Origin of the sequence: Roseburia sp. AM51-8 (genome assembly GCF_003478275.1) — a bacterium.
Lineage (GTDB): Bacteria > Bacillota > Clostridia > Lachnospirales > Lachnospiraceae > Pararoseburia > Pararoseburia lenta.
Genome location: NZ_QUEY01000001.1, coordinates 289,661 through 311,602, shown reverse-complemented (window position 1 = coordinate 311,602; position 21,942 = coordinate 289,661). Strand labels below are relative to the sequence as shown.

The window sequence follows — 21,942 nt, the reverse complement described above, 5'->3', positions numbered from 1 at the left end:
CCAGCAGAAAAACTACTGCATTGTCTTTGCTTTCTCAATGACATCCTCGATCGTACCGACATTGAAGAATGCATTCTCAGGATACTCATCCATCTCGCCATCGATGATCGCCTTAAAGCCACGAACGGTCTCTTTCAAAGGCACATAAACACCCTTGACACCGGTAAAGTTCTCTGCTACATGGAATGGCTGAGATAAGAACTTCTGGATCTTTCTGGCACGGAATACCGTAAGTTTATCCTCGTCTGCCAGTTCTTCCATACCAAGGATCGCGATGATATCCTGCAATTCCTTGTACTTCTGTAAGATCTCCTGTACCTTTCTTGCTACCTCATAATGCTCCTCACCGACAATATCCAGCTCCAGAATACGAGAGGTAGATTCCAATGGATCTACGGCAGGATAAATACCTTGCTCTACGATCTTTCTGGAAAGTACGGTCGTTGCATCCAAGTGTGCGAATGTAGTTGCAGGTGCCGGGTCTGTCAAGTCATCTGCCGGTACATAGACCGCCTGCACGGATGTAACGGAACCATTCTTGGTAGATGCGATTCTTTCCTGTAATTCACCCATTTCTGTAGCCAATGTCGGCTGATAACCTACGGCTGACGGCATACGTCCTAAGAGGGCGGATACCTCAGATCCAGCCTGTGTGAAACGGAAGATATTATCAATGAACAAAAGCACATTCTGATGCTTTTCATCACGGAAATACTCTGCCATGGTGAGTCCTGTCTCTGCAACTCTCATACGTGCTCCAGGTGGTTCGTTCATCTGTCCGAACACTAGGGCTGTCTTTTCCAGAACACCGGATTCCTTCATTTCTGTCCAAAGATCGTTACCTTCACGGGAACGCTCTCCAACACCGGTAAAGATAGAATATCCGCCATGCTCGGTTGCGATGTTACTGATCAACTCCTGGATCAGTACCGTCTTACCTACACCTGCGCCACCGAACAGACCGATCTTACCACCCTTTGCATAAGGAGCAAGCAGGTCAATGACCTTGATACCGGTCTCTAAGATCTCCTCTGCCGGGTTCTGTTCTTCAAATGTTGGCGGCTCTCTGTGGATCTCCCATTTTTCGCCACCATCTAACTGCTCGCCACCGTCGATCGTCTCGCCCAAGACATTGAACAAACGTCCCAAGGTCTGCTCGCCAACCGGTGTCTTAATGCCACTGCCTGTAGCAATAACCTCCATATCACGGGAAAGTCCCTCGCTGGATGCTAGCATAATACAGCGGACAGTTTTATTGCCAATATGCTGTGCGACTTCCATCACACACTTCTTGTCACCATTTTGTACTTCAAGTGCGTCTCTGATTGCCGGCAGATCTTCATCCTGAAATTCTACATCGACAACAGGTCCCATCACCTGAACGATTTTTCCTGTCTTCATCAAAAAGCCTCCTTAATCTTAGCTTTTCCCTTATTTTTTACGTTTTCGCTTCTGTGACTTTGCACCAGCGATCACTTCTGTAATTTCTTGTGTAATTGCAGCCTGTCTTGCTCTGTTGTAAAGGATATCCAATTCATGCAGCATATCCTTTGCACTCTTAGATGCTGCTTCCATCGCCATCATACGGGCATTCTGCTCGCAGGAATAGGACTCTACCAGCGCACCATATACGAAGCCAACGACATAGTCAGGAACAATACGATCCATCACTGCCTCAGCAGAAGGACGAAGTGCCAGTTCCTCATGCGGGATATCGATCGGCAACTTCATATTAAAGTCCGTCTTTTTCAGCGGTAAAAGCTGCAGGATCTGGGTTTCTTCCTGCACTGCATTGACCATGGTCGTGTATATGATATAGACCTCATCCAACTTTTCTTCCTGATACATCTCGATGATCTCTTCGGCAATATTTCTCGCACGGTTCAGCGTTGGATTTTGCACGGTATAATGGAACTGCTTTTCAATTTCAATCCCACGCTGTTCAAAATAATGACGTCCCAGTTCTCCCAGTACGAAAAGTTCGTGGTTTGGATGCGAAAGCAAATGCTCCTCTGCCAGTTTCAAGACATTGTGATTATAGGAACCTGCCAAACCCTTATCCGCCGTGATAACGATATAACCGACCTTTCTTTCTTCCATCGGCTTATCTTCGTTGGACTTAAAGTAGATATCCTCCATGTCCGGAAGATGTCGCAGGATTCGGCTCATTTCCGACTGCAACGTAAAGAAATAGGGTTCCGTATCTGCCAGCATCTTCTTTGCCTTCTTCAACTTGGAAGAAGATATCATATACATGGCATTTGTGATTTTTAATGTATCATTGATACTTTTGATACGATCCTGTATCTCCTTCGTATTTGCCATAACAACACCTACTATCCTACAAATTCTTTTGCTGCATCAAGCATCTTCTCTACCAGTTCCTCATTGATGGCTTTGCTTGTCTCGATCTCCTCGCCAATCTCAGGATGCTTTAAGTCCATAAAGGAAAGAACATCCTTCTGATACTGCTTTACCTGCTTTGTCTCTACGGTATCAAAGAAACCGTGGTTAGCAAGGCATAAGGTCATGACCTGCTCATGCAGAGAAAGCGGCTGGCAAAGTGGCTGTTTCAAAAGTTCCATCAAAGCCTTACCATGGGTAAGTTGTGCTTTGGTCGCATCATCCAGATCAGATGCGAACTGGGTAAATACTTCCATTTCACGATACTGTGCCAGATCGATACGGATACTTCCGGATGCCTTCTTCATAGCCTTGGTCTGTGCAGCACCACCAACACGGGATACGGAAAGACCTACGTTGACTGCCGGTCTCATACCGGAGTTGAAAAGGTTACTCTCCAAGAAGATCTGTCCATCAGTGATGGAAATAACGTTGGTTGGAATGTATGCAGATACATCGCCTGCCTGTGTCTCGATGATCGGAAGTGCTGTGATAGAACCTCCGCCAAGTTCCTCTGACAAACGACTGCTTCGCTCCAAAAGTCTGGAATGTAAGTAGAATACATCACCCGGATATGCCTCACGTCCCGGAGAACGCTCCAAAAGTAAGGACAAGGCACGGTAAGCCACCGCATGCTTGGAAAGATCATCATATACGATCAGAACATCTTTGCCCTGATGCATGAAATATTCTGCTAATGCTGTTCCGGCATAAGGTGCTACATACTGCAAGGATGCCGGATCACTTGCGGTAGATGAAAGTACGATGGAGTAATCCATAGCACCATGTTTTGTCAATGTAGATACGATCTTTGCTACGGTAGATGCTTTCTGACCGATAGCAACATAAATACAGATGACATCTTTCCCCTTCTGGTTGATGATCGTATCGGTTGCGATAGATGTCTTACCGGTCTGACGGTCTCCGATGATAAGTTCTCGCTGTCCACGACCGATCGGGAACATGGAATCAATGGAAAGAATACCTGTTTCCATTGGTGTATCAACGGACTTTCTGTCTACGATTCCCGGTGCATCTTCCTCCATCGGACGATAGCCATCTGCCTTGATCTCGCCGTTCCGTCGATCGGCTCACCCAAAGCATTGACGATTCTTCCGATAAAGGCATCGCCTACAGGAATACCTGCTTTTTTCTTGGTTCTAACAACCTTTGTTCCTTCTTTGATTCCGGTATCTCTGCCAAATAAGATAACGCCGATCTCATTTGCACGGATATCCTGAACCATTCCTTTGACTCCATTATCAAAGATTACGATCTCGCCATACATTGCATGATCAATGCCGTAGATCGTTGCGATCCCGTCGCCTACCCAGATGACTTGACCTGTTTCCTTGCTCTCGTCATCCCAGTTGGCATTTTCGATCTCTTCCTGAATAATGGAGATAATATCTGTTGCACTTATTGCGCCCACAGGGGTCACCTCCCGGTTAATTTTCTTTCTAGTTGACGGAGTCTGCCCTCGTAACTTCTGTCAAATTCCTCATGGAAGCCGCGGATCAGATAACCGCCCAAAAGCGACTCATCGACACTCTCCGTCATTTCTATTTTATAATCTGGATACTTCTCTTGTAACAGTTGTTCTGCCTCATGGCGTGTCGCCTCATCCGGCTGGTCTGCAAAAATAATCTGCACCCGCATGATGTGATTCTGCTCATCCCAATACTGGTAATAAGCATCAAAGATCTGACGCATCATATCACAGTTTCCCAGATGGCTCATCATTTTCAGGAAATTGACCATGATCTGCGGGATCTCTTCCAGCGCACATACACGTTCGATGATCTCCTGCTTTTTCTTTTCGTCAATGGTCGGATTTTCCAGAACCTCTAATAGTTCCGGTGTCAAAAAGATGAGTGCATCCGTTTTTTCTACAACCGCACGCTCTACAGACAACTGGTACAAAACTTTTGCATTATTTACTGCTGCCTGCGTCATGAGCATCACCTGTCTTTACAATTTTTCTTGCTGCAATGAGCGCTAACTTCGCAATGTCTGCTTCCGCTGCCTTCGTTGCCTTTTCCTGCTCATTTGCAATATCACTTTTTGCTTTTTCAAGCATGGCATCTGCCTCAACTCTGGTCTTTTCCAAAGTTCTCTCGTGCTCCTTTTGTGCACGGTCTCTTGCCTCCAGAATAATCTGGTCTGCTTCTGTCTTTGCACTCTCCAACTTATCCTGATATTCAGCCTTCAATGCCTTGGCATCTTCCTGCTCTTTTTTTGCATCTGCGAACTGGCTCTTGACCATTTCATCTCTGGCATTGATCACATTCATGACCGGCTGATATAAAAACTTTTTAAAGATAGCATAAAGGACTAACAGATTGACTACCGTCCACAGGATGTTCCATGGATCTATACTCAGCATAACTGTGCCTTCCTTTCGTCTTTATTATTTCAGGAAAAGAATGATCAAAAGTGCGATAACGAAACCGTAAATAGCGGTTGCCTCGGCAAGGGCACATCCTAAAAGAAGTGACTTAGAGATCTTGCTTTCTGCTTCCGGCTGTCTTGCGATCGCATCTACTGCGGAAGATGTTGCCTTACCAATACCAAGACCTGCTCCAATACCTGTTAATACTGCAATACCTGCTCCAATGGCTACTAATAATGTTGATGACATAATGTTTTCTCCTTTTTCTTTCAAATTTTATTTTGTTTATTCGGTTGCTTCCTTTATGAACAACCCGGTCAGGAATACAAATACATACGCTTGTATCAGACCATCAAAAATATCAAAGTAGCAGCTAAACACTGCCGGTACCACTGCCGGCACGACCATCTTTAAGAGTTCCATGATAACAAAGGAACCTAAGACATTACCAAACAGTCGCATACATAGGGACAATGGCTTGATAAAAAGTTCCAGGATATTGATCGGTAAGACGACCGGCATAGGTTCGGCAAAACTTTTCAGCCAACCTTTCGTACCCTTGGCACGAACGCTGGAAGCCTGGATCAATACGATACTCATCAGTGCCAATGCCGCTGTGACATTCATATCCTTCGTTGGTGGCTTGAATCCCAGAAGTCCTATCAGATTCGCCACACCAATGTAGATGGCTACAGCAGAGAGATACGGAATATATGCTTTTCCCTTCTCTCCTACGGTCTCATCAAAGAAGTCATGTAAAAACTTTACACCAGTCTCCACTACGATCTGCCTGCGTCCGGGGTGTTCTACACTTAAGTTTCTGCCCAAGAGAAAGAACACGATCGCCAGTGCCGCCATGATGATCCATGTAACGACTACAGACTCATAAATGGGGATTCCACCAAAGAGAGGAATGGTAAAGACAGTCTCACAATTCAACTCTTCCATCAGACCATTTACCAGAGCATCCATCTGTATACCTCCTTTCTTAATTTGTAATAATTTTCTTATTTACGATACGATTTTAGTCTTGCAAAAATTTAATGTCAATCATTGATTTTTCGGGCTTTAAAGGACTTTTTCCTGCTTATTTTTCATGTATCTTTCCCCTGTCATTTGGATTTTTCCGCTCTCTTTTGTGCAAATTGCACATTGTTTTTTTCTTGAAACAAGAGGTGGTCTGGGAAAATTTTTTTTCGTCAAAAAATTGACAAAAATTTCTCATTTTTTCCACATATTTACTTATATTTTGGCATATACAAAGGTCTGTCTGTGTCATAAAATTTATACACATCCCACCATGTGTCTAAAGTCAGGGACGTTCCTTTTGCCACAAGGAACGTCCCCTTTGGTCTTTTTTACTGACAGGTAGCCAGATCTAGCGGCTGGCGATCTCACGCTGCAAGGCGTTCCATACGCGCTTCTTGTCCGCACTCCATAAAGGTGCAAGCAGGGTCTTCTTATCCCCATCGCCTGTCATGCGGTGGATAACCATATCTTTTGGCAAAAGACTGATACAATCTGCCACTAAACCAACATACTCTTCCATGCTAAAGACCGGGCATCTTCCTGCCTCATATTCTTTTTCCAGATCTGTCCCCTTTAATATATGAAGTAACTGTAACTTGATCCCATCAGCGCCAGACACTCCCACATAAGAGACCGTCTCCTTCATCATATCTGTAGTCTCGCCCGGCAGTCCTAAGATCACATGCACGATAACTTCCAATCCTCTCTTTTTTAGTCGGCCGACCGCCGCATCATATACAGAAAGCGGATAGCCGCGCCGGATGTATTCCGCCGTCGCCGGGTGGATGGTCTGCAGTCCCAGTTCTACCCATACCGGCTTTTTCGCATTAAGTTCTTCTAACAGATCCAGCACCGCATCATCCAGACAATCCGGCCGGGTAGCCACCGATAGGGCAAGTACATCTTCCGGCTCTATGGCTGCCTCAAAGATCGGGCGCAAATAAGAAACAGGCGCATACGTGCCTGTATACGCCTGAAAATAGGCAATGTACTTGCCTGCTTTATTCTTTTTTTCCACTCTCGCTTTGCCTGCGATCAACTGCTTTTGCACAGCCTGACGTAAGGCACTTTGGTCTGCCTCTGTCAGTATCTCTCCCCGTCTGGTCTTTTGCAGGATCTTTTGCATGTCCAGATGCTCTGCGAAATCGCCACTCCCGGATGCCGAGCAAAAGATACAGCCTCTGGTATCCAAAAGTCCGTCACGGTTGGGGCAGGAACAGCCTGCATCCAAAGAGATCTTGTATGCCTTTGTGCCAAAGGTATGGCGCAGGTACTCATTCAGTGAATAATATTTCATCTTACATTCTTTCCGGTGCAGAAAATCCCAGCAGATCAATACAGATTTCAAGGACTTCCTTGGTCAGTTCCAACAAGCGGATGTAGCCTGCCTGCTTTTTCTCATCTTCCTCCGTCATGATCTTGGTCTCATGGTAGAAGTGATTAAATGCATTGGCAAGATCATAAATGTATGCGCAGATCCTGTGTGGTGCATTTTCTTCGTATGCGCCACGCATAGCACTGTTGAACTTGGCAAGTTCCAGCATCAAAGACTTCTCACTCTCGGATGCTGCGGTCAGGATCTTTGCATCTGCAACCTTTTTGCCACTCTCCTCATACTTGTGCAAAATAGACTTCATACGAACGATCGTGTAAAGGATGTATGGACCTGTGTTACCCTCGAAAGAAGTAAAGCGGTCAATATCGAAAATATAATCCTTAGACGCCTGGTTGGAAAGATCTCCATACTTGATCGCAGAAAGTGCAACGATCTGGGCTGTCCTTCTCGCCTCGTCCTCTTCCATGGTCTTGTTATCCATGATCTTTTCGTACATCTTTTCATTGATCTCAGAAACCAGAGTCTCCAGACGCATAACGCCGCCTTCTCTTGTCTTGAAAGGCTTGCCGTCCTTGCCGTTCATGGTACCAAAACCGATGAACTTGAGTTCTGTCGTATCCGGTACGATACCGGTCTTTCTTGCACAGCGGAATACCTGGACAAAGTGTAACTCCTGACGCTTGTCTGCCAGATAGATCACACTCGCCGGATGATAATCTTCCATACGCCAGATCAACGTAGCAAGATCCGTTGTATCATAAAGGGATGCCCCGTCTGATTTTAAGATCATGCAAGGCGGGATTTCCTTGGTATCAGTGTCTTCCTTAACATCAACAACCAGTGCCCCATCACTGACATAGGCGTAACCATCTTTTTTCATCTTCTCTACCATGTCAGGAATGTATGGCTGTGCATCGGATTCCCCTTTCCACAACTCAAAGGACACATTCAGGTTCTCATAATTCTTTTTCAGATCACTGACTGACACATCTAAAATATGTTTTAAAAGTGCCTGATAGCCGCGATTTCCCTGCTGTAATTCAAAGGTAGCCGTCATGGCTTCCTCTTTGTAAGCAGCATCTTCTTTTGACTTTGCACTGGCGGTCGGATAGATTTCTTCCAACTCGCTAATCGTAAATGGAGGTTCGCTCGGATACTCTCCTGTATAATCCGGATCAAAATAGCAAAGATCCGGCTGGCGCAAACGAAGTTCTGTGATGATAAGTCCCATCTGTAAGCCCCAGTCTCCTAAATGCACATCGCCGATCATATTATCACCCATGAACTTGCCGATGCGCTTCACGCTCTCACCGATCACGGCAGAACGAAGATGTCCGACATGCAGTGGCTTTGCCACATTTGGTCCGCCGTAATCAACGATCACGGTCTTTGGCTCTGCAACCTTATCTACACCTTTTCTGTCATCTTCTGCCATGGCATTGACATAGTCTGTCACATAGCCAGGTGCAAGGATAAGATTCAAAAATCCCGGTGGGCAGGCGATGACACTTTCAAACATCGGGTTATCCTGTAGTTTCTCACTGACCTCTGTAGCGATCGCGATCGGCGCCTTCTTGTATTCCTTGGCTGCCGCCATAGCACCATTACACTGGTATTCACACAGATCCGGTCTGTTTGATAAAGATACTCTGCCATATTTTTCATCGTAGCCACACGCCACGAAAGCATCTGTAATTTCTTTTCGGATCAAATCCAAGATTTCTTTCATATTCTTATCCCTTCCTACTAATTATAAATCCATGTACGAGACAGGTGTCGGATTACTCTTCTGTCTTAAAGATCTTGAAGCGATGTTTCCATAAGGCTTTCTTTAGGATCATGCCCAGAACACAGATAGAAAGCACTTCACCAATGCCGACTGTCAGCATCAGATACCATACCGCATCCTCTAAGCCGTACACATTGCGGAGTACGAGCGGTACAATGATGGTATTAGCGATCACCGGCGGCAAGGTAAAGGCAAACTTGGTCTTTCTTAAAAGATAAGTGCCAATCGCACCGATCAGGGTTGCCAGACTGCCAAATACCACGTCGAGTGCCATGCATCCGGTCAAGATGTTGCTGAGCAAACATCCAACAAAAAGTCCCGGAATCGCTGCCGGCGTAAAGATCGGTAAGATAGTCAGAGCCTCTGAGATCCTTACCTGGATCGCACCGTTTGCGAGTCCAAAGGCACTGATAAAATAAGTCAGTACCACATAAATAGCCGCAATCATTGCGGCCTGGGTCAATCGTAACGCACTTGTTTTTTTCATATATAATTCTCCTTAGTTTTGTTTTACGTGTGGATGGTTTCGAACACACGTTGTAAATCCTTATGATTTTATCATAATTTGCGGGGTTTGGAAAGATGATAAATGGTACAAAGTAACAAACATCCCAGCAGACATCCCGCACTATCTAACATGACATCCGTCACTTGCCCGCTCCGACCCGGGACAAATAGCTGATGGATCTCATCGGTTGCCGCATAGCCTGTCCCAAGGAGCCAGCCCCAAAGTCCATAATGTCTTTTTTCAAAGGATGACAAAGTGGCTGTAAGTAAAATACCAAGAATGGCATACTCCGTCGCATGGGCGGTCTTTCGCACCGGGAACTCGATGCTCTCGGCATACTTTGTCCGGTCAATTTCTGACATGGAAGAAAAATCCGGTACTAAGACACTTCCTACCGTCATGCCGACGCGTAGACTTGTCTTGGTCGATTCCGTCGCCGGCTGTGCCGAGAAGGAAAAAATCAGGAGCATCCAGAGGATGGAAAGGATAAGGTATGCAGTTGGTTTATATTTGTGGGATTTTCGTGGGTTGGTATTCATGGTTTGCTTGTGATCTCTTTCGATTATTTTCTATTCTAATTATATTTAAGCTGAAGTGCAACTTTTATACAATTAATGATAGTGTAAATTTGTACTTTTTCCATTGCATTTCTGCTCTACATCTGTCATACTCACCTTATAGTTATCCGATCTGGATATCTTTCTAACCTGATGATTCATCAGGACGATTCCATTTTATGAATGCGATGCGATGAGTTTGGGGAGTTTTGCACGCGATTCTTCTCTCTCATCCTTTCGCCAAACAACGATAGAATGAGGTGTCTAATGAAAAAAATTCAAATGAAACAACACAACAATCAAACAACAAATGCATTCAACGGTTACGCAACTGCTAGTGGCGAAATCGACTATGGATTTCGCAATGACTACATGTTTCGTGCCATCTTCCAAACAAATGAAACCGCTCTAAAAGGCCTTGTTTGTTCTCTGTTGCACCTAAAACCAGAATCCGTAAAATCTATCAAAATTCTAAATCCGATTGAACTTGGGAGAGCGTATGATGACAAGGAGTTCATTCTAGATCTTGCCATTTTGCTAAATGATAATACCTACATCAATCTTGAACTGCAAACAATAGACTTACATGATTGGCCGGAGCGCTCTCTCAGTTATCTCTGTCGTTCCTTTGACCAGTTAAATAAGGGACAGGCATATATAGATGCTAAGCCTGTCATACATATTGGCATTCTGAATTACACCCTCTTTAAAGATGCACCTGAATTCTATGCCAAATATGAACTTCAAAATGTGAAAAATCAGCTTACTTATACTGGAAAATTTGCTCTGCATGTGTTAGACTTGACACAAATAGATAAGGCAACTACAGAAGATAAACACTACGCCATTGACAAATGGGCTACACTGTTTAAAGCAACGACTTGGGAGGAACTTCATATGATTACAAAGAATGACAAAGCCATGACCGAAGCCAGCAAAACCCTCTACGAGATGAATGCTGATCAGACCATCCGCGATATGTGTTACTTCCGAGAACACGCCATTATTGAGGAGAATTATCGGAATGATTTGATAAAGAGGCAACAAGCCGAACTTGCCGAGAAAGACTCTGAACTTGCTGAAAAAGATTCAAAAATCGCTGAGAAAGACTCTGAACTTGCCGAGAAAGACTCTGAACTAACCGCAAAAGATCACATCATCGCTAACCTGATGGCACAACTACAAGCAAAAGACAACGAATAATCGCAATCACACAAGCCCCGCAACAGACGCGGGGGCTTATATCATGTCATCTATTCCTTAAACCCGCGTCGTTCCTCAACTCTCTTCCTCTTCTCTGCAATTTTCTTTTCTGTAATAGTCTCCCCATTAAAACCATACGCCATTTTATACACTTTCTCAATATCCCATTCATGCATCGGAAGTACTTTTCCTTCGTCATCCCGAAATGCTTTCATTGCAGGTGCATAGGTAATTCCATCTATCGTACACTGAACAATATGGGGATATAAATATACCAAGTAAGCTTTATAATCAAGAAGATCATTGCCCAACTCCAATTTCAGATAGTTTTTCAATCCTTCAAAAAACATACGGGCATAAATCCATTCATATACCTTTCTTTTGAAAAGTTTGTACTTTTTAAATCTTACATTCTTTGTAGAATTAAATACCAAACCATGTCGATAACTCAAAATCCGAATCAATTGCATTGGAATCGTGGAATGCCCTCTCCGTAACACCCCATGTAAGTGTCCTTTCATCCGCTTGCAAAAGAGTATAATATCCCTCATTCTCACACGCCCACGCTGTGCATCTGCTTCCTTTTCACTCTCCTCTCCAGACAAGTAACGATTTCGGTACCAGACCTTGACATATTCCAAAGAAGCGGTTGTATATGCCTTTTGTCTATCCCAAATAAGGTCATCCTCAAATTCTGTAATAATATACAATCGCCACAGTAAGTCGCTACCAAAATCCGCATTATAATATGGGAAGTTCCACACTTCCTCATAGATATGTGAGATGGAATAAAAAACCTCCGGAACGTTAAACATCCATATGAGTGCCGCAATGAATAATGTAACGGATAAAAGGAAGAAAATAATCCCCAACGATTCTGTCATCCATCCTGCGTCCATCCACATGCGATCACGCAGCACGAGTGCAAAGATAACCAGCCATAACTTGTACTGAAAAATACTCATATACAGAAAGTCGGCCAATTTATAATGTAACTTGTGAAAAATAGATAGTTTTTTTCTATCCAACGTAAAATACTCTTGTATGGCAAACATCATGATGGCAAGCAGAATACATAATTGTATGCACGATGCCTTTTCCTGAAAAGACATGCCATATGTACACAAGTAAATCACTGCCATTTTTTGGCGCTCATTAAATTTATCAATGATAATCACTGACAATACAAATAGCAAATATAAAATGAAAGTATTTCCTTCAAATAACTCCGTTGTCATATATCGTCTCTTTCGTCTATAAAATCTTATCTCTACTCCAGCAGAAATATACTTTGTTCGATTATATCATCCATCAAATCATATGTTCAAGATTTTTCATCAATGATACTTATACTGGAAAATTTGCTCTGCATGTGTTAGACTTGACACAAATAGATAAGGCAACTGCAGAAGATAAACACTACGCCATTGACAAATGGGCTACCCTGTTTAAAGCAACGACTTGGGAGGAACTTCATATGATTACAAAGAATGACAAAGCCATGACCGAAGCCAGCAAAACCCTCTACGAGATGAATGCTGATCAGACCATCCGCGATATGTGCTACTTCCGGGAACACGCTATCATTGAGGAGAATTACCGGAATGATTTGATAAAGAAGCAACAAGCAGAACTCCCATGTCCGATGCATTTCCTCTCTCATTCCACATGATAGATGTTTATTCGGTTATTTATTATAGCCCTTTACCCATCTTTTGTCTATGTTTTTTCGCTATTGGCGAATTATCATTCCTTTTAGTTTGTTCCTATTTATAAATACAGCCAATATGATAAAAGTGCCTTATAGGGAACGCTAAATCTATTTTCGTTTCCTAACATCTATGAAATTTATTCATGGGGAGTTGAGTAATCTTAGGTAAAGGGGGAATGACCTGTGAATTACATGACATCTGCCACAGAAATCGGACAGCGTATGCGATCCTGTAGAAAGTCCATTGGACTGACACAGGCCGAGATTGCAGAAAAGATGGATCTCTCCATCAATTATGTTTCCGATTTGGAAAACGGAAAGAAGAATATGTCAATACTGACGATGGCAAGTCTTTGCAAATGCTTTGACAAGTCCGCAGATTATTTTTTGTATGGCACGGAAGACAAAAATGCCGGCATAGATATGGAAAAAGTAATCGAATTCGTCTCGACACTTTCCAATCAGCAGTTAGATCATTTACAGACCTATGTAAATTCATTGATCCAATTGAAAAGTGAGGCATAAAAAAGAGGTCAGGATGTTTTTCATCCTGACCTCTTTATACTTTACAAATGTCTTATTTAGATTCTTTTTCTACAGCATCTTCCGGCTTTTCTACTGCTGAAATAGCAGCCTTCTGCATTGGGATACGGCAGTTCTTGTTGCTACCGAACTCAACGATCACAGTATCCTCTGCGATGTCGATGACAACACCATAAAAACCACTTGTGGTAAGAACGGTATCTCCTACAGCAAGGGATGACATCATAGCATTTTTCTGCTTGGTCTCCTTCTGCTGTGGACGGATCATAAAGAAATACATAAATGCAAATAAGATTACGATCCAGATGATTGGCATCAAAGCATTACCGCCTGCTGATGAACTCATTAAAATATTCATGATAAAAATTCCTCCTAATCATGAGACTTTATGCCTCAAACTCTATTTATTGTACTAAATCCCTATACATTTCGCAAGGTTTTGTCCATAATTTCCCATCAGTTTATAAAACTTTAATATTTATTCTCCGGCTTCCATGCCCTCTAATTTGCGCTTCTTGTAACCGGCGAAATCTCCGGCATCCAAAGCATCCCTGATCTCTTCCATCATGTGATTGTAGAAATACAGGTTATGCAATACGCAAAGACGCATGCCCAGCATCTCTTTTGCCTTGAGCAGATGACGGATATAGGCACGGGAGTAGGTACGGCATGCCGGACAGCCACAGCCTTCTTCGATCGGTCGCATGTCCTTTTCATACTTTTGATTAAAGAGGTTTAATTTTCCATGATCGGTATAAACATGACCATGTCTGCCGTTTCTGCTAGGGTAAACACAGTCAAAGAAATCTATGCCTCGCTCTACCCCCTCTAGGATATTCGCCGGAGTTCCGACTCCCATCAGATATGTCGGCTTATCCTGCGGCAGATATGGAACGGTCTCCTCTAAGATATGATACATCTCCTCGTGGCTCTCGCCTACAGCAAGTCCACCAACGGCATAACCATCCAAGTCCATCTCAGCGATACGTTTGGCATGCTCAATACGGATATCCTCATAAATCGCCCCCTGATTGATACCAAAAAGCAACTGGTTCTTATTGATGGTATCTTCCAGACCATTCAGCCTTGCCATCTCTGTCTTGCATCTGGCAAGCCAGCGCGTGGTACGATTGACAGAGTCGGTCACATACTTACGGTCTGCCTTACTGCTTGGGCACTCGTCAAATGCCATGGCGATGGTCGATCCCAGATTGGACTGGATCTGCATACTTTCTTCCGGTCCCATAAAGATCTTATGCCCGTCAATATGTGACTGGAAGTAAACACCTTCTTCCTTGATCTTGCGCAGCCCTCTGAGGGAGAACACCTGAAATCCGCCGGAATCGGTAAGGATCGGACGATCCCATACCATAAACTTATGCAGACCGCCCAGTTCCTTGATTGTCTTATCGCCCGTTCTCACATGCAAATGATAGGTATTGGACAGTTGCACCTGTGTACCGATATCATGCAGATCATCGGTGGATACAGCCCCTTTGATCGCAGCCACCGTTCCTACATTCATAAAAACCGGTGTCTGAATCGTTCCATGTACGGTCTCCATGACCGCTCTTTTTGCTCTTCCTTCTGTTTTTAAAACTTTGTACATTTTCCTGTTCTTTCTATATATAATAACAATTATTTTTTCTGATAAAAATCAACGATACGATCCATGCGCGCACTCATATTTGAAAAAAGCGCATCGACAAGTGTGATCGCTGCCATACTCTCCACAACCACCACTGCCCGGGGTACGATGACAGGATCATGTCTGCCATGAATCTCAATTGTCTGCTCCTCGCCATGCACATTCACGGTCTTTTGTGGCTGGCTGATCGATGGTGTCGGTTTGACTGCCACACGAAAGATAATCTCATCGCCATCGCTCATGCCACCGAGCACGCCGCCTGCATGATTGGTCTCCTTTTTAACAGTCCCATCCTGCATACAAAAAGCATCGTTATTGACAGATCCATTGTTTGCTGCAACCGCAAAACCATCTCCGATCTCAAAGCCTTTTACCGCTCCGATGGATAGCATTGCCTTCGCCAAAGAGGCATCTAACTTATCAAAAACAGGCTCACCAACGCCTGCCGGCATCCCCTTGACCCGACACTCAATCACACCGCCTGCTGAATCCTGTCTACTGATGCAATCCTCCAGATAAGCCTGCGCTTTCTTTGCAGCCTCAGCATCCGGCATGGCAAGTGGATTTTTCCTGATCTCATCTGCATCAAAAGAAGCGATAGCAACCGGTCCGATTGCCTTTGTATATGCGCACATCTCAACGCCAAGTTCCTCTAAAATCTGTATGGCGATCGCCCCTGCCGCGACCCTGCCAATCGTCTCTCTGCCGCTGGATCTGCCGCCGCCGCGATAATCTCGGATTCCATATTTTTCATAAAAAGTGTAATCCGCATGCCCCGGTCTGAAGATCTCCGCAATATTGGAATAATCCTTGGAATGTTGGTCTGCATTCCTTACCATCATAGAGATCGGCGTTCCTGTTGTCTTTCCCTCAAAAACACCGGATAAGATCTCAATGGCATCTGCTTCCTTTCTCGCCGTCGTAAACTTGGACTGTCCCGGTTTTCTTCTGTCCATAAATTCCTGTATTCTGTTTGTATCCAGCCTCAGTCCTGCCGGAACGCCATCCACGACAACGCCAAGTGCCGCGCCATGGGATTCCCCCCAGGTGCTGATGCGAAATGCTTCACCAAAACTTGATCCAGCCATACGCTTTTATCTCCTATCAATGCCAGATTATCCCATGAAAAGCGAACTCTCCACAGGATAACCAGACGAAAACTATACTAATTTGTGTACCACTATACTATTCGGCTTATCTACCTTAACGGGTGGATTTTTCATCAAAACACATTTCTTTTCATGATCTACGGTAAAGGTACGGATCTCATTGGAATCATGGTTCAAAGAGACCAGTGTCTTATTGTCCGGCAAAATAGTGATGCACTTCGGATAATCCCCGCTGATCTTGGTCGTTTCCTCAATGGAAATCAGACCATCCTCACCTACGGCAAGGCAGACCACCTCGTTGGCTCCGTCCAAAGATACATACAGATACTTACCATCCGGTGCAAACTCAAGCGCAGAACCGGATGCCAGTGAATCCTCTTTTTCCAGAACGGAGGTCGTCTTGATCTTTTCAAATACCGGTTTGCCTTCACGCAAGTCATAGGTATATATATCAACCATATTCGTTGTCTCTTCCAATACATAGGCAAACTTGCCATCCTTGGAAAAACGGATACGACGCGGTGCACTATTGAATGGGAAACGCAAAATATCATATAAATGCAGTTTGCCCTCTTCATAATCAACCTCATAGATCTTGATCTGGTTGAGTCCCCAATCTACTGCGCAAAGATACTTCTCATCCGGTGTCAATTTGGTGCAGGACACTCTCGGATCCATACGCTTTTCTACTGAACTTTTACCGACGCCTGATGAAAGACACCATCTGCGATACCGGCAATGCTTCCATCCTCATTCAGGCGCATCATGGTCACCTTGCCATCATGAAATCCCGCCAAAAACAGATATCGGTCATTGGAATCGATTTCTACATAGCAGGCACGCATGCCACCGATCCATGCCTGATTGATCTTGGTCAGATCCCCATTTTCATCGATAGAAAAGGAAGCAACACCCTCATCCTCAATGGAATACAGATATTTGCCGTTGTGTGCAACGCAATATTGGATGGATTACTGATCGGTGCGACACTGCGCTCTGTCAGTTTTCCCTTTTCCATGTCAATGTCATACACATGAATACCAATACTATTCTCATGCGTATAAGTTCCTACATATGCTACATACTTCTCCTGTGCCATAATCCTTAGTCCTCCTCTTTTCTCCTTAAGATGTCAAACTGATCTAACGGCTGTCCTAAGTCAATCCATAATTTTTGTTTTGGATGCGGTGCGCTCGGCATATCTTCCCCATCCTCATTTACAATACGTCTTACGACTACTTCTATATTATCGCCATTTGGCTTCATAATTTCAATAGTCTCTCCTACAGAAAACTTGTTGCGCTGCTCGATCGCATACAAGCCCTCGGCATTACATTCCCCAACAATGCCAAGATAAGTATATTCCTTAATGTAGGTGTTGCTATCATAGATCTGTGCCTCCTCAGAAGGCTTTCCAAAGAAAAATCCTGTGGTAAACTGGCGGTAAGTACAATTTGAGATCTGCTCCTGATACCATGGCATATTGGCATGGTATTTTTCCTCGGATTCCAGATAATCGTCGATCGCCTTGCGATAGGTTCTCGCAACCGTCGCCACATAAAGGGCTGTCTTCATACGACCTTCGATCTTAAAACTGTCGATCCCCGCATCGATCAGTTCCGGGATATGCTCGATCATGCAAAGATCTTTGGAATTAAAGATATAAGTTCCTCTCTCATTCTCATAGACCGGCAGATACTCGCCCGGCCGCTGTTCCTCTACCACCGCGTATTTCCAGCGGCAAGGATGGGTACAGGCACCACGGTTGGCATCTCGTCCGGTAAAATAATTGCTGAGCAGGCATCTGCCGGAATAGGAAATGCACATAGCCCCATGGATAAAAGTCTCGATCTCCAGATCATCCGGGATATTCTGACGAATTTCCTTGATCTCCTTCAAAGATAACTCCCTCGCTGATACCACACGGGTAGCGCCAAGTCCATGCCAGAAATTGTAAGTGCCATAATTGGTATTGTTCGCCTGCGTGCTGATATGGACATCGATCTCCGGGCAGACCTCGCGCGCGATCGTAAAGACCGCCGGATCCGCAATGATGAGTGCATCCGGTTTTAATTCCTTTAATTCTTCAAAGTAGCGGCGCACGCCGGGCAGATCTCCGTTATGTGCCAGGATGTTGGCTGTCACATAAACCTTAACCCCATGCGCATGAGCAAAAGCGATGCCCTCTGCCATGTCTTCTTTTGAAAAATTCTTGGCTTTGGCGCGCAGCCCGTAGACCTCGCCACCGATATATACCGCGTCCGCTCCAAAGATCACGGCTACTTTTAATACTTCCAGACTGCTGGCTGGCACCAGCAACTCAATGTTTCTCATGTATGACTCCAATTTTAAAATTCTATTCTATCCCATTCGTTCTTATTTCATGGTACAGACGGCAAGTCCGTCACCGACCGGCAGGATACTGCATACCAGATCCTCGTCATGCGTCAGGCTGTAAAGATATTCCCGCATCCGCTTATGGATGGTGCGGTTGCGCCGTTCGATCGCATAGTGGGACTCGATCAGATCTCCGTCCTGCAAAACATTGTCCGTCACCAGAACACTGCCGGAATGCATCAGCCTCTTGATCTCCGGCAAAAAAATGGGATACTGTCCCTTGGCTGCATCCATAAAGATAAAATCATAGGAACCTGTCAGGGTCGGCAGAACCTCCTGCGCATCCCCCTCGATCAGATGGATACACGCCTCTTTTTTTGCCCGCGCAAAATTCGCCCGCGCGATCGGTATCCGCGGCGGATAATTCTCGATCGTCGTGATCTGGCAATCGGCGGGATCATATGCCTCCATCAAAAGCGCAGAAAACCCGACTGCCGTACCGACTTCTAGGATCTGCTCAGGACGCAGGGTCTGCATTAAGAACTTCATAAAAGTCTGCGTATCTTTGCGGATGATAGGCACATAGGTTTCCAATGCCTCTTTTCTATTGCAGCAATATAATCAATCTCCTGACCTTCTAAGGATCTTAGATAGGTCAGGAAACGTTCATCTACTATCATCTTACACTTCCATAATGATCGGCATGATCATCGGACGTCTCTGTGTCTCTTTCCATACGAAATCTCCCAGAGAATCCTTGATCTCGCTCTTGATCTTTGTCCAGTCTGTCACATTCTTATCCTGCAGGCGATCCATGGTCTCATTCAATACTGCTCTTGCGCTGTCCATGAGATCCTCTGCGCCACGCACATAGACAAATCCACGGGACACGATATCCGGTCCTGCCAGGACACGTCCGCTGCCGGACTCTAAGGTAAGCACTACGATAATGATACCATCCTCTGCTAAATGCTGGCGGTCACGCAATACGATATTGCCGACATCACCAACGCCGAGTCCATCGACCATGATCGCACCTGTGTGCACATGACCTGCCACCTTTGCACTGTTTTCATCCAGTTCCAGAACATCGCCGGAAGATAAGATAAAGATATTGTCCTTATCCATGCCAAGATTTTCTGCGATCTTTGCCTGTGCGATCAGATGCTTGTACTCTCCGTGTACCGGGATCGCATACTTCGGATGTACCAGAGAATAGATCAGTTTGATCTCTTCTTCGCAGGCATGTCCGGAAACATGCACATCCTGGAAGATCACGTTGGCTCCCTTTTTGCAGAGTTCATTGATGACATTGGTTACCGCCTTTTCATTTCCCGGGATCGGATGGGAACTGAAAATGATGGTATCGTTTGGCTTGATGGATACCTTGCGGTGGGTGCCATTTGCCATACGCGACAAAGCTGCCATAGACTCGCCCTGGCTGCCGGTCGTGATCAGTACCGTCTTTTCATCCGGGTAATTCTTTAACATCTCAATATCGACCAAAGTGTTGTCCGGCACCTTCAGATAACCGAGTTCTGATGCCGTGGCAATGATATTGACCATACTGCGTCCTTCCACCACTACCTTTCGGTCAAACTTGTGGGCAATATTGATGATCTGCTGCACACGGTCTACATTGGACGCAAACGTCGCGATGATGATGCGGGAATTTGTGTGTTCCGCAAAAAGCGCCTCAATCGTCTTTCCTACAGTACGCTCTGACTGGGTAAAGCCCTTGCGCTCTGCATTGGTACTATCACACATGAGTGCCAGAACTCCCTTTTTGCCAAGTTCTCCGAAACGCTGCAAGTCAATCGCATCACCATAAACCGGTGTGTAATCCACTTTAAAGTCACCGGTGTGTACCACAATACCTGCCGGTGAGTAGATAGCAAGTGCCGCTGCATCCTGGATACTATGGTTGGTACGGATAAACTCTACACGGAAATCTCCAAGATTGATATGCTGTCCGTACTTTACGACCTTGCGTTTTACTTTTGTCAAAAGATTGTGCTCTTTTAACTTGTTCTCAATCAGACCATTGGTCAGTTTGGTTGCGTAGATCGGCACATTGAGTTCCTTCATAACATAAGGAATAGCACCGATATGATCCTCGTGACCATGGGTGATAAAGAAACCTTTGACCTTGTCCTCGTTCTCTTTCAGGTAAGAAATGTCAGGGATAACCAAGTCGATTCCCAGCATGTCATCCTCTGGGAATGCAAGTCCGCAATCCACGACAATAATGCTTTCGCCATATTCGAAAGCAGTGATGTTCATTCCAATCTGTTCCAGTCCGCCCAATGGAATGATCTTTAATTTCCCTGTATTCTGTTGTTGTTTTTTGTTCAAAATATACCTCCTGTTGTTTTGTTTTCTTTACATCTCAAAGTCAGTATCTTCCACTAACTCTTGAAAAATCTTTACGACCGCTTCAAACTCCACATCGTCCTCTACCACTTCATAAGTGGAGTCTGTGTCATCTGCTGCAACTTCTTTTAAAATAAAAGCGTCTGTATCTCCCTGACTGTCCTCGGTCACCAGTAAATACTTTTGCTGATTTAAAGTCGTCTCCTCTAACACATAAACAGTAATCTCCTCTGCTGTATCCGGGGCAACTAATGTAATGCTTTCCATATGATCTTCCTTCCACTTATACCTGTAGCGAGTCCAAATAGCCCTGCAAGATCACCATGGCTGCGATCTCGTCTACATATTCTTTCCGATGTTCTCTGCGGATGCCTGTCTCCATCATCGTCTTGTCCGCGGTGACGGTCGACAATCTTTCGTCCCATAGGATAACCTCAAGATGTGTGCGGTTCTCCAGCATCTCCTTGAAAGCGAGCGTCTCTTCACAACGCTTTCCCTCTGTGCCATTCATATTCTTGGGGTATCCCAACACGATCTTACCTGCCTGATAAGATGCAATTAGCTCATCAATCCTTGCCAAGGTCTTACGAAGTTTACTCGGTTTTTCTCTTCGAATGATCTCAAGACCCTGGGCAGTCAAAAGTAAAGGGTCACTGATAGCGACCCCTACCGTTTTTGTTCCATAATCTAATCCAAGTACTCTACTCAATCTAACGCCTACCGCTTCCTAATGTTCCCATGCTTTTCCTGCGATGTACTCCTTGAGAAGCTCCTCTACGAGTTCGTCGCGTTCTACCTTCATAATGAGACTACGCGCATTCTTATGACTGGTGATGAAAGTCGGATCGCCGGACATGATATAACCTACGATCTGGTTGACCGGATTGTATCCCTTTTCATCCAATGCTTCATAGACAATACGAAGGATCTCCTTAACGGAAGTCGGTGTCTCCTTTTCAACTCTGAAATACTGTGTGTTACTTAAATTCTGCATAATAAATCCG

24 protein-coding genes and 2 pseudogenes are annotated in these 21,942 nt (G+C 44.7%); 3 read left to right on the top strand and 23 right to left on the bottom strand.

Annotated features, from left to right (window positions below; all coding sequences use genetic code 11):
* Positions 1 to 12: 12 nt before the first annotated feature.
* The 11 genes and pseudogenes from atpD to DW996_RS01515 all read right to left on the bottom strand — a co-directional run bounded on the left by atpD (position 13) and on the right by DW996_RS01515 (position 9,996).
* Positions 13 to 1,401 (bottom strand): F0F1 ATP synthase subunit beta, encoded by a 1,389-nt coding sequence (atpD, locus tag DW996_RS01565; RefSeq protein ID WP_118534671.1) that lies wholly within the window; start codon positions 1,399 to 1,401, stop codon positions 13 to 15.
* Between the two features lie 30 nt (positions 1,402 to 1,431).
* Positions 1,432 to 2,325, bottom strand: a complete 894-nt coding sequence (gene atpG / locus DW996_RS01560; protein WP_118280982.1) for an ATP synthase F1 subunit gamma — start codon at positions 2,323 to 2,325, stop codon at positions 1,432 to 1,434.
* Between the two features lie 11 nt (positions 2,326 to 2,336).
* Positions 2,337 to 3,835 (bottom strand): annotated as a pseudogene (gene atpA, locus DW996_RS01555) (F0F1 ATP synthase subunit alpha).
* Positions 3,836 to 3,840: 5 nt separating this feature from the next.
* Entirely contained in the window at positions 3,841 to 4,359 is a 519-nt protein-coding gene (atpH, locus tag DW996_RS01550) for an ATP synthase F1 subunit delta (RefSeq protein WP_118534670.1), read from the bottom strand.
* Positions 4,337 to 4,789: a F0F1 ATP synthase subunit B gene (gene atpF, locus DW996_RS01545; protein ID WP_118280979.1), complete on the bottom strand. Its 453-nt coding sequence runs from the start codon at positions 4,787 to 4,789 to the stop codon at positions 4,337 to 4,339. The genes atpH and atpF overlap by 23 nt, the downstream gene beginning before the upstream one ends.
* 24 nt (positions 4,790 to 4,813) lie before the next feature.
* Positions 4,814 to 5,044: an ATP synthase F0 subunit C gene (gene atpE / locus DW996_RS01540; RefSeq protein WP_012743658.1), complete on the bottom strand. Its 231-nt coding sequence runs from the start codon at positions 5,042 to 5,044 to the stop codon at positions 4,814 to 4,816.
* Between the two features lie 36 nt (positions 5,045 to 5,080).
* Positions 5,081 to 5,767, bottom strand: coding sequence for a F0F1 ATP synthase subunit A (locus DW996_RS01535; protein ID WP_118280978.1), 687 nt, complete (start codon positions 5,765 to 5,767; stop codon positions 5,081 to 5,083).
* A 406-nt stretch (positions 5,768 to 6,173) separates the two neighbouring features.
* A complete protein-coding gene (locus DW996_RS01530) occupies positions 6,174 to 7,121 on the bottom strand; it encodes a TIGR01212 family radical SAM protein (RefSeq protein WP_118280976.1) in 948 nt (315 codons plus the stop codon).
* Between the two features lies 1 nt (position 7,122).
* A complete protein-coding gene (argS, locus tag DW996_RS01525) occupies positions 7,123 to 8,889 on the bottom strand; it encodes an arginine--tRNA ligase (RefSeq protein WP_118534669.1) in 1,767 nt (588 codons plus the stop codon).
* A 52-nt stretch (positions 8,890 to 8,941) separates the two neighbouring features.
* Positions 8,942 to 9,436 carry a QueT transporter family protein gene (locus tag DW996_RS01520; RefSeq protein WP_118534668.1) on the bottom strand — a complete coding sequence of 165 codons (495 nt, stop codon included), beginning with the start codon at positions 9,434 to 9,436 and terminating at the stop codon, positions 8,942 to 8,944.
* Between the two features lie 71 nt (positions 9,437 to 9,507).
* The gene (locus DW996_RS01515) at positions 9,508 to 9,996 is read right to left on the bottom strand and encodes a VanZ family protein (protein ID WP_118534667.1); all 489 of its coding nucleotides are present in this window, start codon (positions 9,994 to 9,996) and stop codon (positions 9,508 to 9,510) included.
* A 285-nt stretch (positions 9,997 to 10,281) separates the two neighbouring features.
* Between DW996_RS01515 and DW996_RS01510 the strand changes: the two genes are divergently transcribed.
* The gene (locus tag DW996_RS01510) at positions 10,282 to 11,217 is read left to right on the top strand and encodes an Rpn family recombination-promoting nuclease/putative transposase (protein ID WP_158575150.1); all 936 of its coding nucleotides are present in this window, start codon (positions 10,282 to 10,284) and stop codon (positions 11,215 to 11,217) included.
* Between the two features lie 50 nt (positions 11,218 to 11,267).
* Here the strand turns inward: DW996_RS01510 and DW996_RS01505 are convergent, their stop codons facing one another.
* On the bottom strand, positions 11,268 to 12,455 hold the full coding sequence (locus DW996_RS01505; RefSeq protein WP_118534665.1) for a hypothetical protein: 1,188 nt from the start codon (positions 12,453 to 12,455) through the stop codon (positions 11,268 to 11,270).
* A gap of 53 nt (positions 12,456 to 12,508) precedes the next feature.
* Between DW996_RS01505 and DW996_RS01500 the strand changes: the two genes are divergently transcribed.
* The gene (locus DW996_RS01500) at positions 12,509 to 12,889 is read left to right on the top strand and encodes a PD-(D/E)XK nuclease family transposase (RefSeq protein WP_118534664.1); all 381 of its coding nucleotides are present in this window, start codon (positions 12,509 to 12,511) and stop codon (positions 12,887 to 12,889) included.
* 231 nt (positions 12,890 to 13,120) lie between these two features.
* Entirely contained in the window at positions 13,121 to 13,453 is a 333-nt protein-coding gene (locus tag DW996_RS01495) for a helix-turn-helix domain-containing protein (protein ID WP_243098652.1), read from the top strand.
* 52 nt (positions 13,454 to 13,505) lie between these two features.
* On the opposite strand, the gene yajC is transcribed toward DW996_RS01495, so the two are convergent.
* From yajC to DW996_RS01445, 11 genes and pseudogenes are all read right to left on the bottom strand, one after another.
* On the bottom strand, positions 13,506 to 13,829 hold the full coding sequence (gene yajC, locus DW996_RS01490; RefSeq protein ID WP_118280970.1) for a preprotein translocase subunit YajC: 324 nt from the start codon (positions 13,827 to 13,829) through the stop codon (positions 13,506 to 13,508).
* Positions 13,830 to 13,949: 120 nt separating this feature from the next.
* Positions 13,950 to 15,080, bottom strand: a complete 1,131-nt coding sequence (tgt, locus tag DW996_RS01485; RefSeq protein WP_118534662.1) for a tRNA guanosine(34) transglycosylase Tgt — start codon at positions 15,078 to 15,080, stop codon at positions 13,950 to 13,952.
* 29 nt (positions 15,081 to 15,109) lie between these two features.
* Positions 15,110 to 16,207, bottom strand: a complete 1,098-nt coding sequence (gene aroC, locus DW996_RS01480; protein WP_118280968.1) for a chorismate synthase — start codon at positions 16,205 to 16,207, stop codon at positions 15,110 to 15,112.
* Between the two features lie 72 nt (positions 16,208 to 16,279).
* Positions 16,280 to 16,906 (bottom strand): lactonase family protein, encoded by a 627-nt coding sequence (locus DW996_RS13815; RefSeq protein ID WP_330428699.1) that lies wholly within the window; start codon positions 16,904 to 16,906, stop codon positions 16,280 to 16,282.
* Between the two features lie 8 nt (positions 16,907 to 16,914).
* Positions 16,915 to 17,246: pseudogene (locus DW996_RS13810) on the bottom strand (lactonase family protein).
* Positions 17,247 to 17,332: 86 nt separating this feature from the next.
* Positions 17,333 to 18,562, bottom strand: coding sequence for a peptidase U32 family protein (locus tag DW996_RS01470; RefSeq protein ID WP_118534661.1), 1,230 nt, complete (start codon positions 18,560 to 18,562; stop codon positions 17,333 to 17,335).
* Positions 18,563 to 18,604: 42 nt separating this feature from the next.
* Positions 18,605 to 19,114, bottom strand: a complete 510-nt coding sequence (locus tag DW996_RS01465; RefSeq protein ID WP_334294510.1) for an O-methyltransferase — start codon at positions 19,112 to 19,114, stop codon at positions 18,605 to 18,607.
* A 132-nt stretch (positions 19,115 to 19,246) separates the two neighbouring features.
* Positions 19,247 to 20,920 (bottom strand): ribonuclease J, encoded by a 1,674-nt coding sequence (locus tag DW996_RS01460; protein WP_118280964.1) that lies wholly within the window; start codon positions 20,918 to 20,920, stop codon positions 19,247 to 19,249.
* Between the two features lie 27 nt (positions 20,921 to 20,947).
* Positions 20,948 to 21,205 carry a DUF1292 domain-containing protein gene (locus DW996_RS01455; RefSeq protein WP_118280963.1) on the bottom strand — a complete coding sequence of 86 codons (258 nt, stop codon included), beginning with the start codon at positions 21,203 to 21,205 and terminating at the stop codon, positions 20,948 to 20,950.
* Positions 21,206 to 21,221: 16 nt separating this feature from the next.
* Positions 21,222 to 21,647 (bottom strand): Holliday junction resolvase RuvX, encoded by a 426-nt coding sequence (gene ruvX / locus DW996_RS01450; protein ID WP_118534660.1) that lies wholly within the window; start codon positions 21,645 to 21,647, stop codon positions 21,222 to 21,224.
* An 18-nt stretch (positions 21,648 to 21,665) separates the two neighbouring features.
* Entirely contained in the window at positions 21,666 to 21,932 is a 267-nt protein-coding gene (locus tag DW996_RS01445; RefSeq protein ID WP_118280961.1) for an IreB family regulatory phosphoprotein, read from the bottom strand.
* Positions 21,933 to 21,942 lie beyond the last annotated feature (10 nt).

Bases quoted from the DNA above. Each gene is read 5' to 3' on its own strand.
- atpD (WP_118534671.1), bottom strand. From the start codon at position 1,401: ATGAAGACAGGAAAAATCGTTCAGGTGATGGGACCTGTTGTCGATGTA.
- atpG (WP_118280982.1), bottom strand. From the start codon at position 2,325: ATGGCAAATACGAAGGAGATACAGGATCGTATCAAAAGTATCAATGAT.
- atpH (WP_118534670.1), bottom strand. From the start codon at position 4,359: ATGACGCAGGCAGCAGTAAATAATGCAAAAGTTTTGTACCAGTTGTCT.
- atpF (WP_118280979.1), bottom strand. From the start codon at position 4,789: ATGCTGAGTATAGATCCATGGAACATCCTGTGGACGGTAGTCAATCTG.
- atpE (WP_012743658.1), bottom strand. From the start codon at position 5,044: ATGTCATCAACATTATTAGTAGCCATTGGAGCAGGTATTGCAGTATTA.
- DW996_RS01535 (WP_118280978.1), bottom strand. From the start codon at position 5,767: ATGGATGCTCTGGTAAATGGTCTGATGGAAGAGTTGAATTGTGAGACT.
- DW996_RS01530 (WP_118280976.1), bottom strand. From the start codon at position 7,121: ATGAAATATTATTCACTGAATGAGTACCTGCGCCATACCTTTGGCACA.
- argS (WP_118534669.1), bottom strand. From the start codon at position 8,889: ATGAAAGAAATCTTGGATTTGATCCGAAAAGAAATTACAGATGCTTTC.
- DW996_RS01520 (WP_118534668.1), bottom strand. From the start codon at position 9,436: ATGAAAAAAACAAGTGCGTTACGATTGACCCAGGCCGCAATGATTGCG.
- DW996_RS01515 (WP_118534667.1), bottom strand. From the start codon at position 9,996: ATGAATACCAACCCACGAAAATCCCACAAATATAAACCAACTGCATAC.
- DW996_RS01510 (WP_158575150.1), top strand. From the start codon at position 10,282: ATGAAAAAAATTCAAATGAAACAACACAACAATCAAACAACAAATGCA.
- DW996_RS01505 (WP_118534665.1), bottom strand. From the start codon at position 12,455: ATGACAACGGAGTTATTTGAAGGAAATACTTTCATTTTATATTTGCTA.
- DW996_RS01495 (WP_243098652.1), top strand. From the start codon at position 13,121: ATGACATCTGCCACAGAAATCGGACAGCGTATGCGATCCTGTAGAAAG.
- yajC (WP_118280970.1), bottom strand. From the start codon at position 13,829: ATGAATATTTTAATGAGTTCATCAGCAGGCGGTAATGCTTTGATGCCA.
- tgt (WP_118534662.1), bottom strand. From the start codon at position 15,080: ATGTACAAAGTTTTAAAAACAGAAGGAAGAGCAAAAAGAGCGGTCATG.
- aroC (WP_118280968.1), bottom strand. From the start codon at position 16,207: ATGGCTGGATCAAGTTTTGGTGAAGCATTTCGCATCAGCACCTGGGGG.
- DW996_RS13815 (WP_330428699.1), bottom strand. From the start codon at position 16,906: ATGGATCCGAGAGTGTCCTGCACCAAATTGACACCGGATGAGAAGTAT.
- DW996_RS01470 (WP_118534661.1), bottom strand. From the start codon at position 18,562: ATGAGAAACATTGAGTTGCTGGTGCCAGCCAGCAGTCTGGAAGTATTA.
- DW996_RS01465 (WP_334294510.1), bottom strand. From the start codon at position 19,114: ATGAAGTTCTTAATGCAGACCCTGCGTCCTGAGCAGATCCTAGAAGTC.
- DW996_RS01455 (WP_118280963.1), bottom strand. From the start codon at position 21,205: ATGGAAAGCATTACATTAGTTGCCCCGGATACAGCAGAGGAGATTACT.
- DW996_RS01445 (WP_118280961.1), bottom strand. From the start codon at position 21,932: ATGCAGAATTTAAGTAACACACAGTATTTCAGAGTTGAAAAGGAGACA.